The following is a 14671-nucleotide window of genomic DNA, read 5'->3' as shown; positions in this document are numbered from 1 at the left end:
TCGATAATGTTGCTGCTATTGCTGTCCCTGAAGACGATGGCGGCCGCCTGCTGGATAACCTCGCCTGCCGTCATCAACTTTGGCGCTATCGCGGCGGGCAATGCGGCCTCGACCCACGCCGAGGTCAAATTCAGCTGCCAGGCGGACAACCTCGGTACGACAGAGTATATCAATGTCTGCCTGAGCAGCATCGACGCTCCGCCCTTTCAGATGGTCTCGCCGGGGGACCAGGAGGGTAAACAATACACCCTGATTTTTCGTATTCTCAACGGCGTCGCGCGCTCCCAGGAGCTGGGTCCCGCCAGCCGCGGGGATCTTATCCAGCAGACCCTGACCGCCGACAGCAATGCCAATATCAGCGGCAGCTTTCCGCTTATCGCCACCCTCCCGGCAGGGCAAAGCCAGCTCCCGGCGTACCACTATTACAACTACAACATGAATCTGCGCATAGCGTGGCACAGCGCCTCCCGTCAGGATGCCCTGCAGAACTGTTCAGACGGCTCCGCCGAGGGCGAACAGGTGCAGGGCGGAAGCAACGCGCAGGCCGAAATTCGCGAGGGATGTTACATAGAGCACGTCACCCCGCTTAACTTTGGCACCCTGACCAGCACCGCCACGCTGCGCCCGACGCGCTCCACGGCCACCCTCACCACGAGCTGCCCGGCCGGCACCGCGTTCACGCTCGCGATGGGAAAAGGCAATCATGCCAGCGGCAACCAGCGGCAGCTGTGCAACGATGAAGGCCAGTGCCTGCGCTACGGCCTCTGGCAGGATGCGGGGACCACGCAACGCTGGGGCGACCAAAGCAGCGGCGATGCGATGCAGGTCACCAACCCCGCGGGCGGGACGCAGAATTTCACCGTCTACGGAGACGTCCCGGCGCAGCCCCTGAGCGGCACGGGGGAATTCAGCGATGACGTGATAATCACGCTGACTTATTAAACAGCGCAAAATCCTGCCTGGATCAATGTTATCGGTAACAATGGCGCTAAAATAGCCAACAGCTCTGCTTAATCAGGCGAAAGGCCTGTTCTTTTATTCGTTATCTCTGTCTGTATTACAACAACTTATGAAATACCTGCTTGCTGACGCCCTCGTCTACAACGACGAGGACGGTTCTGTTTCTCTTATCAATGCGCCGGATGAGGATGCGCAGATCCTCACCTGCACGGCCAATACCATCATGAAGCTGCTGGTGCAGCATCATGGGAACGTGGTCGAACGAGAGACGCTTCTTCAGGAGGTCTGGGACAGGCGCGGGCTGCAGGGGTCGAACAATTCGCTAAACCAGTACATCAGCATCTTACGCAAATTGCTGGCAAGCCTGCTTCCCGACGTGCTGTTTATCGTCACCGTACCTAAAACGGGCTTTATGCTCAGCGCAGACGTCACGGTCACCGCGCTGGAGGAGCCGTGTCCGGCAGCCAAAACGGCGACATCCGTAAGGCGCGTTCGACCGGATGTGCTGTTCTGCGGTGCGCTCACGCTGGCGATCGTTGCGCTGTGCATCTGGATAACGGTAATCAAGCCGGCAACCCAGCAGCGGGAGATCCACCTGCTGACCCATATTGGCACGTGTCCGGTCTACACCTTTACGCCGCTGGCGGACGTGTTCCATGAGAAGGCGATTGGGCTGGCGCAGAGTCTTCAGCAGGATGGCCATCTTCCGTGCCTGAAAAATTCTATTTTCTACATGCACATTCAGAGAACGCTTTTCTACGGCCACGAAGGGCGGCTGGTGCTCTCCCAATGTTCCCTCACGCGGGGTAAAGCCAGCGCCTGTCGTACGCTTTACTATTACGAGTGGTGATATGAGACACAAAAAAGTTTGGCTGATTCTGATCCTCAACCTGCTGCTGCTGGGCGCCGCGCTGGCGTGGTACTTTTACACGCCCCCGCTGTCGGTGGCATGCGACGGAAACCTGACCTTTTCCGACAGGCGCGACAGCCACGACTTCACCTTTGACGGCGAGATCATTATGCGTTTTCATCCCGACAAAACGGGGTACATCACGCTAAACGGCAGCGTGGTGAACGCGCCGCGCAGCTGGGAGGTTTCCCGCCAGGAGATGTTTAAATGGCGTCACGTTGAGGGCGAACTGTATGAGATTGTCATTCAAAAAGTGGAGCGTTTTAGCCACGATGCCATGCCGCCAGGGGTCTTTGAAAAGTACGTCGCGGGCCTGACGCTGGGCAATAAAAGGCTTCTGACGATAGAGCGCACGCCGGAAGACGCGCTGGTGATCAGCAATTTTTACTCACCGGTGCTGATCTGCTCGGAATAACGTCGACGGGTCAGGCTATACTTGCCGCCATGCACATTCATATTCGCCCCACTGCCCCTAGCGACGTTACCGCCCTGCCCGCCATTGAGCGCGCGGCGGCCGGACGTTTTCGTGACGTCCCGGCACTCGCCTGGCTTGCCGGGGGTGAGGTCATTTCCGTAGAACAGCACCTCGGGTATGTCGAACGCGGGCTAAGCTGGCTGGCAGCGGCGAACAATCGCCCCGTGGGGTTTATCCTCACAGAAGCGCACGCGTCGTCGCTGTTTATTGTGGAGCTCTCGGTCGATCTGGACTGGCAGGGAAAAGGAATTGGCCGGCAGCTCATCGCCCGTGCGGCTGACCATACCCGTAAGGCAGGGCTGGCGTCGCTGACGCTGACGACGTTCCGGGACGTCGCGTGGAACGCGCCGTTCTATGCACGGCTGGGGTTTGAATACGTCACCGATCTCACGCCTGAACTGCGTCAGAAAAGAGAAGAAGAGGCAGCGCACGGCCTGGCGTATGAAACGCGCTGCGCCATGCGCCTGCCTCTGTAATATCGCCCGGTGGCGCTGCGCTTACCGGGCCTACAACACCCTGAACCGTAGGCCGGGTAAGGCGCAGCCGCCACCCGGCACAACGCACAGAGTTAGAACGTTTCCCAGTTATCGCCTGAATCGACGGTCGCCGTTTTACGCGCCATCACCGGCGTGGAAACCGCTTTAGACGCGGCGAACTCGCGCGCCTTCATCTGCTCCTGCTGAATGCGGAACACTGCCACGGCCTGAGTCAGGCGGCTCGCCTGCTCTTCCAGCGCGGCCGCTGCCGCCGCAGACTCTTCAACCAGCGAGGCGTTCTGCTGGGTCACGCGATCCATCTCGGCCACCGCCAGCCCCACCTGGTCGATACCGCGGCTCTGCTCGTCAGACGCAGAGGCGATTTCACCCATGATGTCCGTTACGCGGGTGACCGCATTCACGATTTCACCCATGGTTTCACCGGCACTTTCTACCAGCGTTGAACCGACTTCCACGCGGCCCACAGAGTCTTCAATCAGGCTCTTGATCTCGCGTGCTGCCTGGGCGCTGCGCTGCGCCAGGTTGCGGACTTCACCTGCCACCACCGCAAAACCGCGGCCCTGCTCGCCCGCACGCGCCGCTTCTACCGCTGCGTTCAATGCCAGGATGTTGGTCTGGAAGGCAATACCGTCGATCACGCTGATAATGTCGGCAATTTTCTGCGAACTGCCCGCGATATCGCGCATGGTCTGCACCACGTTATCCACCACTTTACCGCCTTTCTGCGCGGTTTCAGAGGCGCTCAGCGCAAGATGGCTCGCCTGGCGGGCGTTCTCGGCGTTCTGCTTAACGGTTGCCGTCAGCTGCTCCATGCTGGCTGCGGTCTCTTCCAGGGAAGCGGCCTGCTGCTCGGTACGGGAGGATAGGTCGTTATTGCCCATCGCGATTTCGCTCGCGCCGCTGTAGATAGCATTCGCGCCGTTACGCACGTCGCCAACGGTACGCACCAGCTCGCCCTGCATATGACGCAGCGAGTCGGCCAGTTCACCCATTTCGTTCGCGCCTTCAACTTCAATGCGCTTCACCAGGTCGCCGCTGGCGATATGGCGAATGTTGTCGATCAGACGCGTCAGCGGGGAGATCAGCGCCTGCTTGATGCCCAGCCAGACGGCCACGATCACCACCAGCACCGCAATCAGCACGCTAATCAGCACCCAGATGGCCTGGCTGAAGGAGCTGTTGCTGTCCTCAACCGCAATCTGGTACAGCCTGTCGTTCTGCTGCAGGTAGCTCACATACTGCTTCTCAAAACCGTCCTGATAACTCTGGGTCGGCTGGTCGAAGAAGGCGTTGATTTTGCCTGCGCCCAGCAGCTGAATCAGCTCCGCCAGCGCGCCGTGGTAAATATCGTAGTTACGCTTGATCTCCATGGCATCCGCGTCGCTTTGACGCGGATCGCGCGGCAGGGCCTCGTAGGCAGCCCAGTTTTTTTCCGCCTGCTTCAGAGACGCAGACGCGATTTGCATCAAATCGTTAACGGTCGCGCCGCTGCCGATATTGCTCTGATCCATCATGTAGCGGATACCCGCACGGTTCAGGGTATTACGGGTTTGCAGCAACGCTACCCAGCTGCCGTTCAGCGTGGACTGTTGCTGGCGAATGGTTTGCAGAACGGTGAAATTCTCTTTGTCATGCTTAAGGGCATTGAAGAAAAGACCACCGGAGGTGAGTTGTAAAAGGCCAAATATCGCTAAAACCAGCATTAAGCTGGTGACAATCTTGATACGGTTTAACATGTTTTCTCTTTCCATCAGACAGATAACAGAATTTTCGGCCTGGAAATGGAAAACTTTACGAAAAACGTACTGGCAGGAGGGACATAATCCCTCCTGATATGTTGATGAAGCCGGCTATTATTTCGTCAAAGAGGATATATCCCTGAAAAGTGAACGGGTTATCTCCACACCTTCCCGCACAGCGCGCTCGCGAGAAACATAGCGACGCTCGCCCGGCAAACGCGCGCCCTGCTGCTGCATCCCGGTAAAAAGCGTTTCGGCACGCGCCAGGTGCTCAGAGGCGTCATGGCCGAGGAACCGGGCCGGATCCAGCGCCAGAATCAGCTCGCCGCCGTAGGGTAAACCGCCGGCGCCCTCATCCCACGACAGCGACTCCGCGCTCGTCATATCGCCAATCAGCGGCCCGGCGAGCAGTTCCACCATGGCCGCCAGCGCCGAGCCCTTATGTCCGCCAAACGTCAACATCGCGCCGTCAAGGATCGCCTGGGCATCTGTCGTCGGTTCGCCCTGAGAATCGATGCCCCAGCCTTCCGGCACCGCTTTTCCCGCCCGCTGATGCAGCTGGATCTCACCGCGCGCGGCCGCGCTGGTGGCCATATCGAAAATAAACGGCGGCTTGTCGCCCCGCGGCCAGCCAAAGGCAATCGGATTCGTACCAAATAGCGGCCGGGTGCCTCCCGCCGGGGCAACCCACGCATGGCTTGGCGTGGTCGCCAGCGCCACCAGACCGGCCTGCGTCAGCGGCTCGACGTCGGCAAACAGCGCTGAAAAGTGCACGCAGCGGTTGATGGCCAGCGCGGCGATACCGCAGTGCCGCGCCTTTTCCATCAACAGCGGCAGCGCGCGTTCAAATGCCAGCAGGGAAAACGCCCCGCCGGCATCCGCCTTCACAATCGCAGGGGCGGTATGGGTGATAACCGGCTCCGCGTCGGGGGAGACCTTGCCTTTGCGCAGCGTCTCAACGATCCCGAGCAGCCGCCACAAACCGTGCGAGGCACAGCCGTCGCGCTCGCCGTGCGTCACGTTTTCCGCCACCGCGGCGGCATGCGCCTCGCTGAATCCGTTCTCGCGCAGCACCTGATGCGCCAGCGCATAAGCCTCTGTTAACGAGAGATTTACCATCTCCATTCGCGACTCCTCTACTCTTCTTCGTCTCCGGTAAAGTTAGCCTGTGGCAGGCAGGTTCGCTCGCCCCAGTAATAAATACCCAGCGACATTACCGCTACCACAACCGTATCCCACGGGTGGCCGATCGTCCCCGTTCCCCCAAAGCTGCCAAGCCAGGAGAAAAGCATAATCAGCGCGTAGAAGGCAATGAGCCACAGGGACGATTTCACCTGCTGCGCCAGGCTCACGGCGTGCACCGGCACTTTTGATTTGCACAGCACGTAGACGACAAACATCACAATTTGTAGCCCCAGCAGCCATGACAGCGTCCCCCAGCCGGACCAGAACACAATCAGCGCGGAAATCACAAACGACACCGGGCCAATGATTCCGAAGGCGCGCACGCGGAACGGGCGCGGCAGATCCGGCGCATTACGGCGCAGCCCTGCCGCCGTGACCGGGGCGATGGCATAGCTCAGAACCAGCGCCGCGGACACCACGCTAATCAGTTGCTCCCAGGACGGGAACGGCAGCGTCCAGAAGATAGACAAGGCGAAGGTCAGCCACAGCGCAGGGCGCGGAATGCCGGATTCTTTATCAATGTGGGTAAAGGCCTTAAAGAAGGTCCCCGCTTTCGCCCAGCCGTAAATCACGCGCGGTGTCGCGTTCATGTAAATATTGCCGGTGCCGCTGGGAGAGACGATCGCGTCGCACACCACCATAAACGCCAGCCAGCCCATGCCGAGCGTAATGGCGATATCGCGATACGGCAGCGAGAATTGCTTGCTGATTTCCGCCCAGCCGCCCCCCAACATCCCGGTCGGAATACTGCCGAGAAACGCCAGCTGCAGCAGCACATAGATAATGGTCGACAGCACCACCGATAAAATCAGCGCCACCGGAATCGTCCGCTGCGGATTCTGTACTTCACTCGCCACCGAGATAATCGGCGTCAGCCCCAGGTAGGCAAAGATGATCCCGCCCGCGCTGATCGCGGCCTCAACGCCCGACATGCCAAACGGCGCGAATCCCTGAACGTGCAGGTTTTCCGGTTTAAAAAAGGTAAACAGGGTCACGACGACCGCCAGCGGCACCAAAAACTTCAGAATACTGATGATGTTGTTGGAGCGGGCAAAGGTCTTCACGCTGTAGTAATTCAGACCAAAGAAGAAACAGAGCAGCAAAAACTGCACCACCCACCCCAGCAGCGTCGGGGCGCTTGAGCCGGGCTGAGTCAGCATCGGGAACCATGCTGCCGCATACTGGCGCGCGGCAACTATTTCGATGGAGATCAGGCTGGAAAACGCAATCAGCGTAATAAACCCCAGCAAATACCCCATCAGCTCGCCGTGGGAGAAGACCGGATAGCGGATAATCCCCCCGGCGCGGGGCAGCGCCGCCCCCAGTTCGCAATAGACAATCCCCAGCAGCAGAACGGCAATGCCGCCGATGACCCAGGAGGCAATGCCTGCCGGCCCGGCAATGGACGCCACATGGCTGGCGGCAAACAGCCAGCCGGAACCAAAGATGGCCCCGAGACCAATAAACGTCAGGTCGGTTAGCGTCAGCTGCTTTTTAAATTTCCCCGACTCAACAACGCGGGACGATGTGTGATGCGTAGAGTGAATCGTCATGGTCATGCCCTTCAGTCAACAGAGGGGGAAACGGCTTCCCGGGTCCACTGCCCGTTAATCAGGCGCAGCAGGTTCAGAGGGTTAGCGTCCTGGACAGCAGGCGGCAGCAGTGCGGCAGGCACGTTTTGCAGGCACACCGGGCGTAAGAAACGTTCGATGGATTGGGTTCCGACCGAGGTGCCGCGTGCATCGGTGGTGGCAGGCCACGGACCGCCGTGCACCATGGCGTCGCACACTTCTACGCCGGTCGGATAACCGTTGAACAACACGCGTCCCGCCTTTTCACTGAGCGCAGGCAGCAGGCGCTGCGCCAGCGGCCCGTCATCCGACTCAGCGTGAACCGTAGCCGTTAGCTGGCCCTGAAGGGCGCGCAGGATGGACTGCAGCTCGGCCTCGTCAGCCACCTCCACCAGCACCGCCAGGGGGCCAAACACCTCGTGCTGCAACAGCGGATCCTGCGCCAGCAGCAGCGAAGCCGGGGCCTGATAGAGGCGAGCCTGCGCGCGTCCGCTGATAAACTCATCAGCCCCTGCCAGCCGCTGAATATCCGGATGCGCCTCAAGCGCGCGCACGTCCTCTTCGTAGTGAGCAAGGGTCGGGGCATTGAGCATTGTCTGCGCCGGCGCCGGGTTCACCGCATCCTTCAGCGCCTGAGTGAAGCGGGAAAAGCCTTCCCCTCGCAGCGCCAGAATCAGCCCCGGCTTGGTGCAAAACTGCCCGCAGCCGAGGGTGAAGGAGGCCACCAGCTCCTTCGCCAGCGTCTCCGCCCGGGAGGCTAACGCCTGGGGTAGAATAATCAGCGGATTAATGGCCGACATTTCCGCAAAGACCGGGATCGGCCGTGGACGCTGCTGCGCAATCTGCCAGAGCGCCTTACCGCCGCGCAGCGAGCCGGTAAACCCGACCGCCTGAATCGCCGGGTGACGGACCAGCTCGGCGCCAATATCGGTACCGAAAATCATGTTAAATACGCCCGCAGGCAGCGCAGATTTCTCCACCGCACGCGCTATCGCCCGGGCGGTTAACTCTGCCGTCGCCATGTGGCCCGGATGCGCTTTCACCACCACCGGGCAGCCCGCCGCCAGCGCGGAGGCCGTGTCCCCGCCTGCCGTAGAAAAGGCCAGAGGGAAATTGCTGGCGCCGAATATCGCCACCGGCCCCAGGGCGGTCAAATACTGACGCAGATCCGGGCGCGGCAGCGGCTGACGCGCGGGGAGCGCGGTATCAATACGCACGCCGAAAGCATCCCCCCGGCGCAGCAGGCCGGCAAACATGCGCAGCTGATGGCTCGTTCGGCCGCGCTCTCCCTGCAGCCGCGGCAGCGGCAGGGCCGTCTCCTGGTGGGCTATCGCGAAAAAGTCCTCGCCGAGTAAATCCAGCTCGTCGGCGAGGGTATCGAGAAAGCGGGCGCGAACCTCGGGCGACGTCTGTGAATAGAGCGGAAATGCCTGCTCGGCCGCCACCGCCGCCGCCGCGGCCTCTTCGCGGGAGGCCGGGTAAAAACGGTATCCGGTCGGCTGGTTGTCAGCGGCACGCAGGCTCGGTAGCGTCGCCTCACCGCTTGCGACGCGGCGTCCGGCGATGAACTGCTGGCCTGAAACAGTGAGAGATAAAGTCATCGTCACTCCTGCGCTTAAAGGCCAACGTCGGGCAGCTGCGGACGGGTCGCCAGCGCCTTCTCAACAATCGCAACCACTTCCGCACGGGTTTCCCCTTCCAGCGCCAGACGCGGCGGTCGGGTGACGGCGCTGCCGCGTCCCAGCAGCTCTTCGCACAGCTTGATGCACTGCACCAGATCCGGGCGCGCATCCAGATGCAGCAGCGGCATAAACCAGCGGTAAAGCGCCATCGCCTCTTCATAGCGCTGCTGTTTCGCCAGGCGGAACAGCGTCTCCCCTTCACGCGGGAAGGCGTTCGACATTCCGGAAATCCAGCCTTCCGCCCCAACGGCGATGCTCTCGACCACCACGTCATCCAGCCCGGCAAACAGTACAAAGCGGTCGCCAACGGCGTTACGCAGGTCGATAAAACGGCGGGTGTCGCCGGAAGAGTCCTTGAAGCAGACGATGTTGTCGCAGTCCGTAAGCGTCGCCAGGATGTCCGGCGTCACGTCGTTTTTGTAGATGGGTGGGTTGTTGTATACCATGATCGGCAGGTCGGTGGCGGTGGCCACGCTGCGGAAGTGCGCCGCCGTCTCGTGCGGCTTTGAAGAGTAAACCAGCGCCGGCATCACCATAATGCCGTCGACCCCCACGCGCTCGGCCTCTTTCGCCATCTTCTGCGCAAACGCGGTGGTAAATTCCGCAACGCCGGCGATAACCGGGATCTGGCCGCCCGCCGCGTCTTTCGCCACTTCGATAATCTGCAGCTTTTCCTGAGTGGTCAGAGAGGTGTTTTCCCCCACGCTGCCGCACACCACCAGGCCGGAAACACCATCCTTAACCAGGTTTTTCATCACCGCATGGGTGGCATCCAGATCGACGGAGTAATCGCTGCGAAACTGGGTGCTGACTGCCGGGAATACACCGCTCCAGTGAATGGCTTTCTTGCTCATGTTCGGTTCCTTGTCGTCAATTTGTTAAATCAAAGTGAATGAATGGTGAATATTCACTGACAGATTGACGTTTCAGGCGGCCGACGGCTTGGTGGTTTTCCTCCCCTTTGATGACGAAATTAGCACAATGCGCTGGGCTTACCCGGCCAGCGTGAGGCGAAAATCACGCGGCGTAGAGCCGGTCAGGGCCTTGAACTGGCGGCTAAAGGCGCTGTGATCGGTATAGCCGCACTGCAGGGCAATATCGGTAATCGGCGTATCACCCGCCAGCAGCTCGGTGGCTTTTTCCAGCCGGACTTTGTGTATCATCTGACGCGGGGTGAGATGAAAAATACGCTTACAGTAGCGTTCGATTTGCGCCACCGACATCCCGCTCAGCGCGGTAAGTTCCTCCATCGCGATCGGCCGGTGATAATGTTTGCGGATATGCTCGTCGACGATCGCCAGCCGCTGCCAGGCCGGGTGACGCGCCTGCGCTTCCTGCAGGTCGTGTGAAATTCCCGCCATGCCGATCACCTGACCCTGCGCATCCCGCAGCGCCAGCTTCTGGGTTAAACACCAGCCGCGCTCGCGACCGTTGTAAAGATGCATCTCCAGCTGGTCGCGCAGCGTCACGCCCTCACGCAACACCCGCATATCCTGCTCGGTATAGCCTTTCCCCAGCGCGGACGGGAACACATCGGCAGAGGTTTTCCCCAGCAGAGAAACAACGGTTTTAAACCCGCAGCGACGCGCCAGCGTCATGTTGACCATCAGATACCGGGCCTGCACGTCTTTGACAAAAAAGACCACGTCAGGAATGGCGTTGAGCAGCGGCGCAATCAGGCCCATCGCGTGCAGCAACGTCTGAATATTGTCCGGACGCTGGCGCGCCAGCCCTTCACAGATCTGGCTGAGTTCAGCCACTTCCAGCGCCGGCGATGGAGCCAGCCCGTCATCAATCACACAGGACATCATGCTTCCTCCCGATAGGTGAGCTGGATCTTTATTAACTTTTTATTAACTCATCAAGTGCCCTTACTGCGTTTTGCGATCCTGCCACAGGTTTATGATTTCCCCCGTTTCATCCACTGGCGCAGTTGCCTGATTTGGTTTACCACAGCAACAACAGAATGATTAATAAGAAATAAATATGAATTTCGCTTAAGGACAAAACCCGCTACTGTGCCGATTTCGTCATTTCTGGTGATGAAAGCGATCAAGCGGGAACGCCGGGTATGCGCCAGCATCTGGCAACAAGATGTTAACTTTCCGGAGATCCCATGACAGCGCAGCACAGTGAACTGAGAGTAATTGACTCCCACACCGGCGGCGAACCCACCCGCCTGGTTATCGACGGTTTTCCGGATCTGGGAACAGGCAGCATGGCCGAGCGCCGGACGCGCTTCGCCCGCGACTACGACGACTGGCGCAAAGCCATTATTCTTGAGCCGCGCGGTAACGACGTGTTGGTCGGAGCCCTGCTCTGCGAGCCGGTTTCACCGCAGGCCACCGCGGGGGTTATCTTCTTCAATAACAGCGGTTTTCTGAACATGTGCGGACACGGCACCATCGGGCTTATCGCTTCGCTGGCCTGGCTGGGACGCATTCAGCCCGGCAAACACGTGGTTGAAACGCCGGTCGGCGACGTGACCGCTACACTGCACGACGACGGCAGCGTTTCGGTAGAAAACGTTCCGGCTTACCGCTGGCGCAAGCAGGTGCGGGTTGAAACCGCTCACGGCCCGGTTATCGGCGACATCGCCTGGGGCGGCAACTGGTTTTTTCTCGTCAACGATCATCCCTTTGCCGTCACGCCTGCAGCTATCCCCGACCTGACGGCGTATGCCTGGGCTATCCGGGATGGGTTAGAACGTGCCGGCATTCGCGGTGAACATGACGGCATTATCGATCATATCGAACTGTTTGCTGACGATGACCGTGCGGACAGCCGCAGCTTTGTCCTGTGCCCGGGAAAAGCCTGGGATCGCTCGCCCTGCGGCACCGGCACCAGCGCCAAGCTGGCCTGCCTGGCCGGGGACGGCAAGCTCGGGGCGGGGGAAACCTGGCGCCAGGCGAGCATTATCGGCAGCGAATTTACGGCCAGTTTCGTGGCGCACGGCGACCGGATAGTCCCGACGATCCGCGGAGAAGCCTGGGTCTGCGGCGATAACCGGCTGATCCTTAATCCCGACGATCCGTTCCGCTGGGGGATTGCGCTGTGACCGAAAGCGACGTCATTGTCATCGGTGCCGGGATCGTCGGTGCGGCCTGCGCCTGGCAGCTCGCAAAGCGCGGGCAGCGGGTCACGCTGATTGACGACGGCAGTGCAGGGGCCACCGCGGCGGGGATGGGCCATCTGGTGTGTATGGATGACGATCCCGCGGAGCTCGCCCTTTCCGCCTGGTCGCTGTCGCGCTGGCGGACGCTGACGCCACGGATGCCGGAAAGCTGCGCCTGGCGCGGTTGCGGCACGCTGTGGCTGGCAGAAACGCCGCAGGAGCTGGCGCTGGCAGAGGAAAAAAAGCAGCGGATGGCGCAATACCAGGTCACCAGCGAAATGCAGACCCGTAGCCAGCTGGCCGCCCGGGAGCCCTTGCTGACCTCCCGGCTCGCCGGCGGGCTGTGGGTGCCCGGAGACGGCATTGTCTACGCCCCGAACGTCGCCCGCTGGCTTATTGACGATGCCGACATAACGCCTCTGCGGGATAGCGCCGTCTCCGTCGAGGCGCCTTTTGTCACGCTGCGAAGCGGAAAACGCCTGCGCGCAAGCGCAATCGTCATTGCCTGCGGCCTGGGCACCAACGCGCTTCTTGGCGAGAAATGGCTCCGGGCGAAAAAAGGCCAGCTGGCGATCGCCGATCGCTACGGCCCGCTGCTCAGCCATCAGCTCGTGGAGCTGGGATACGGCGCCAGCGCGCATGCGGGCGGTACCTCGGTCGCGTTTAATATCCAGCCACGCCCTACCGGACAGCTGCTGATTGGCTCTTCCCGCCAGTTCGACAACACCGACCGCGAGGTCGATTTCCCCCTTCTGGCCAGCATGCTGGCGCGGGCGCGTCATTTTTTACCCTCGCTGGAGAGCCTGAATATTATCCGCTGCTGGAGCGGTTTTCGCGCCGCATCGGCAGACGGCAACCCGCTCATCGGCCCGCACCCCACGCGCCAGGGAGTCTGGCTGGCGATCGGGCATGAAGGGCTGGGCGTCACCACCGCCCCCGCGACCGCCGAACTGCTCTGCGCCCAAATCCTGGGCGAAAACCCACCCGTTGCGCCGGATGCCTGGCTTCCCGCCCGGCTGTACAAGCAGGAGGCCATTGCATGACGACACTCAGCATCGTTATCGACGGTGAACCCTGCGACGTGCCTGCAGGCATCAGCGTTGCGGCGGCGCTGGCGTTAGCGGGCAATGGCGTGACCCGCAGCTCGGTCAGCGGCGAGCGGCGCGCCCCCTTCTGCGGAATGGGCGTCTGTCAGGAGTGCCGCGTCACGGTAAACGGACGCCGGATGCTGGCCTGCCAGACGGAATGTCAGCCCGATATGGTGATTGAAAGGAGCCAGCATGCGAACGTTTGACTGTGAGATCGCGATCCTCGGCGCAGGGCCCGCAGGGCTATCGGCGGCGCTGGCCGCCGCGCGCTGCGGAAAATCAGTGATAGTTCTCGACGACAATCCGCGCCCCGGCGGGCAAATCTGGCGCGACGGCCCGCAGGTTTCGCTGCCTCAGCGCGCCTTACGCCTGCGCCAGGCGGTCGCGGAACAGCCGCGCATTACCCTGCTTAGCGGTGCCCGACTGATTGCCCGCCCTGACTCCCAAACGATTATTTTTGAAACCGCCGACGGCTGCGGCCAGATACGCTGGCAGCGGCTCATTTTATGCTGCGGCGCACGGGAGCTCTCTCTGCCGTTTCCCGGCTGGACCCTTCCCGGCGTGACGGGAGCCGGAGGCCTGCAGGCCCAGATTAAGCACGGCCTGCAGCTCAGGGGGGAACGCGTGGTCATTGCGGGCAGCGGGCCGCTGCTGCTGGCGGTCGCCGGCACGGTGAAACGCGCAGGCGGAAATATCGTGGCCATCGTTGAACAGGCGCCGATGAACGCGCTGGTTCAGTTCGCAGCCGGGCTCTGGCGCTGGCCAGAAAAACTGCTCCAGTTCGGCGAGCTGTTCCCGGCCCGCTACCACCCGGCAAGCCAGGTTATTCGCGCCGGGGGGGAATCACAGCTCCAGTCCGTCACCGTGCGCCGCAGGGGAAACACCCGGGAGATTGGCTGCGACAGGCTGGCGATCGGCTACGGGCTGGTGCCGAACCTGGAGCCTGGCGCGCTCTTTGGCTGCAAAACGGAAAATCAGGCCATTTGGGTCGACGCAGAGCAGCGCACCAGCGTGAAGGATATCTACGCCGCCGGAGAATGCACCGGCTTTGGCGGCAGCGAACTGGCGCTGGCGGAAGGGGAAATCGCCGGTTATATCGCGGCGGATAACCCCGGAAAGGCAGAAAAAGCCCTCTCAGACCGCACGCGCTGGCAGCGTTTTGCCCGGGCGCTGCACGACACGTTCGCGCTGCCTGAGACGCTTAAAGAGGCGGTTACGCCAGTGACGCTGCTGTGCCGCTGCGAGGACGTGCGCTGCGGTGATGTGCAAAACGCCGAAGGCTGGCAAGCGGCGAAGCTGGCCTCACGCTGCGGAATGGGCGCCTGTCAGGGCAAAATCTGCGCCACCAGCGCGCGCTGGCTGTACGGCTGGCCGCTGCCGCAGCCGCGCGAGCCGCTCTCCCCCGCGCGTCTCGACACGCTGGTCCAACTGGCAAAACCGGAGGAGTGA

General features: G+C 61.3%; 14 protein-coding genes. 8 read left to right on the top strand and 6 right to left on the bottom strand.

Annotated elements, in window-relative coordinates:
• Window positions 1-6: 6 nt before the first annotated feature.
• From ACWHWP_RS03400 to ACWHWP_RS03385, 4 genes are all read left to right on the top strand, one after another.
• On the top strand, window positions 7-942 hold the full coding sequence (locus ACWHWP_RS03400; protein ID WP_447855065.1) for a Csu type fimbrial protein: 936 nt from the start codon (window positions 7-9) through the stop codon (window positions 940-942).
• 127 nt (window positions 943-1069) lie between these two features.
• Window positions 1070-1810, top strand: coding sequence for a winged helix-turn-helix domain-containing protein (locus ACWHWP_RS03395; RefSeq protein ID WP_059312648.1), 741 nt, complete (start codon window positions 1070-1072; stop codon window positions 1808-1810).
• A gap of 1 nt (window position 1811) precedes the next feature.
• Window positions 1812-2285, top strand: coding sequence for a hypothetical protein (locus ACWHWP_RS03390; protein WP_059312649.1), 474 nt, complete (start codon window positions 1812-1814; stop codon window positions 2283-2285).
• A gap of 29 nt (window positions 2286-2314) precedes the next feature.
• Window positions 2315-2821 carry a GNAT family N-acetyltransferase gene (locus ACWHWP_RS03385; protein WP_447855064.1) on the top strand — a complete coding sequence of 169 codons (507 nt, stop codon included), beginning with the start codon at window positions 2315-2317 and terminating at the stop codon, window positions 2819-2821.
• 92 nt (window positions 2822-2913) lie between these two features.
• Here ACWHWP_RS03385 and tsr read toward each other — a convergent pair whose 3' ends face one another.
• From tsr to ACWHWP_RS03355, 6 genes are all read right to left on the bottom strand, one after another.
• On the bottom strand, window positions 2914-4578 hold the full coding sequence (tsr, locus tag ACWHWP_RS03380; RefSeq protein ID WP_063429554.1) for a methyl-accepting chemotaxis protein: 1665 nt from the start codon (window positions 4576-4578) through the stop codon (window positions 2914-2916).
• Window positions 4579-4695: 117 nt separating this feature from the next.
• Complete coding sequence (locus ACWHWP_RS03375) at window positions 4696-5706, bottom strand: Ldh family oxidoreductase (protein ID WP_059312652.1); 1011 nt, start codon at window positions 5704-5706, stop codon at window positions 4696-4698.
• 11 nt (window positions 5707-5717) lie between these two features.
• Window positions 5718-7319: an APC family permease gene (locus ACWHWP_RS03370; protein WP_063957436.1), complete on the bottom strand. Its 1602-nt coding sequence runs from the start codon at window positions 7317-7319 to the stop codon at window positions 5718-5720.
• A gap of 11 nt (window positions 7320-7330) precedes the next feature.
• Window positions 7331-8938: an aldehyde dehydrogenase (NADP(+)) gene (locus ACWHWP_RS03365; protein WP_063957435.1), complete on the bottom strand. Its 1608-nt coding sequence runs from the start codon at window positions 8936-8938 to the stop codon at window positions 7331-7333.
• A 14-nt stretch (window positions 8939-8952) separates the two neighbouring features.
• On the bottom strand, window positions 8953-9873 hold the full coding sequence (locus ACWHWP_RS03360; protein WP_047346257.1) for a dihydrodipicolinate synthase family protein: 921 nt from the start codon (window positions 9871-9873) through the stop codon (window positions 8953-8955).
• 138 nt (window positions 9874-10011) lie between these two features.
• Complete coding sequence (locus tag ACWHWP_RS03355) at window positions 10012-10827, bottom strand: AraC family transcriptional regulator (RefSeq protein ID WP_047346256.1); 816 nt, start codon at window positions 10825-10827, stop codon at window positions 10012-10014.
• Between the two features lie 308 nt (window positions 10828-11135).
• Here ACWHWP_RS03355 and ACWHWP_RS03350 point away from each other — a divergent pair, with 308 nt between their 5' ends.
• Genes ACWHWP_RS03350 through ACWHWP_RS03335 form a run of 4 tightly spaced genes read left to right on the top strand, consistent with a single transcriptional unit; the run spans window position 11136 to window position 14671 of the window.
• A complete protein-coding gene (locus ACWHWP_RS03350; protein ID WP_447855063.1) occupies window positions 11136-12077 on the top strand; it encodes a 4-hydroxyproline epimerase in 942 nt (313 codons plus the stop codon).
• A complete protein-coding gene (locus ACWHWP_RS03345) occupies window positions 12074-13177 on the top strand; it encodes an NAD(P)/FAD-dependent oxidoreductase (RefSeq protein ID WP_447855062.1) in 1104 nt (367 codons plus the stop codon). Before ACWHWP_RS03350 ends, ACWHWP_RS03345 begins: the two co-directional genes overlap by 4 nt.
• Window positions 13174-13428: a 2Fe-2S iron-sulfur cluster-binding protein gene (locus ACWHWP_RS03340; protein WP_063429542.1), complete on the top strand. Its 255-nt coding sequence runs from the start codon at window positions 13174-13176 to the stop codon at window positions 13426-13428. The genes ACWHWP_RS03345 and ACWHWP_RS03340 overlap by 4 nt, the downstream gene beginning before the upstream one ends.
• Entirely contained in the window at window positions 13415-14671 is a 1257-nt protein-coding gene (locus tag ACWHWP_RS03335) for an FAD-dependent oxidoreductase (protein ID WP_447855061.1), read from the top strand. The genes ACWHWP_RS03340 and ACWHWP_RS03335 overlap by 14 nt, the downstream gene beginning before the upstream one ends.

It is taken from the genome of Enterobacter sp. WI-ESBL-E8 (genome assembly GCF_053364895.1).
Note: the sequence above shows the minus strand (reverse complement) of the source record. Positions and strands in the feature narration are given on the sequence as shown.

Coding starts and splice junctions, on each gene's coding strand:
- ACWHWP_RS03400 (WP_447855065.1), top strand. CDS start 7: ATGTTGCTGCTATTGCTGTCCCTGAAGACGATGGCGGCCGCCTGCTGG.
- ACWHWP_RS03395 (WP_059312648.1), top strand. CDS start 1,070: ATGAAATACCTGCTTGCTGACGCCCTCGTCTACAACGACGAGGACGGT.
- ACWHWP_RS03390 (WP_059312649.1), top strand. CDS start 1,812: ATGAGACACAAAAAAGTTTGGCTGATTCTGATCCTCAACCTGCTGCTG.
- ACWHWP_RS03385 (WP_447855064.1), top strand. CDS start 2,315: ATGCACATTCATATTCGCCCCACTGCCCCTAGCGACGTTACCGCCCTG.
- tsr (WP_063429554.1), bottom strand. CDS start 4,578: ATGTTAAACCGTATCAAGATTGTCACCAGCTTAATGCTGGTTTTAGCG.
- ACWHWP_RS03375 (WP_059312652.1), bottom strand. CDS start 5,706: ATGGAGATGGTAAATCTCTCGTTAACAGAGGCTTATGCGCTGGCGCAT.
- ACWHWP_RS03370 (WP_063957436.1), bottom strand. CDS start 7,319: ATGACGATTCACTCTACGCATCACACATCGTCCCGCGTTGTTGAGTCG.
- ACWHWP_RS03365 (WP_063957435.1), bottom strand. CDS start 8,938: ATGACTTTATCTCTCACTGTTTCAGGCCAGCAGTTCATCGCCGGACGC.
- ACWHWP_RS03360 (WP_047346257.1), bottom strand. CDS start 9,873: ATGAGCAAGAAAGCCATTCACTGGAGCGGTGTATTCCCGGCAGTCAGC.
- ACWHWP_RS03355 (WP_047346256.1), bottom strand. CDS start 10,827: ATGTCCTGTGTGATTGATGACGGGCTGGCTCCATCGCCGGCGCTGGAA.
- ACWHWP_RS03350 (WP_447855063.1), top strand. CDS start 11,136: ATGACAGCGCAGCACAGTGAACTGAGAGTAATTGACTCCCACACCGGC.
- ACWHWP_RS03340 (WP_063429542.1), top strand. CDS start 13,174: ATGACGACACTCAGCATCGTTATCGACGGTGAACCCTGCGACGTGCCT.
- ACWHWP_RS03335 (WP_447855061.1), top strand. CDS start 13,415: ATGCGAACGTTTGACTGTGAGATCGCGATCCTCGGCGCAGGGCCCGCA.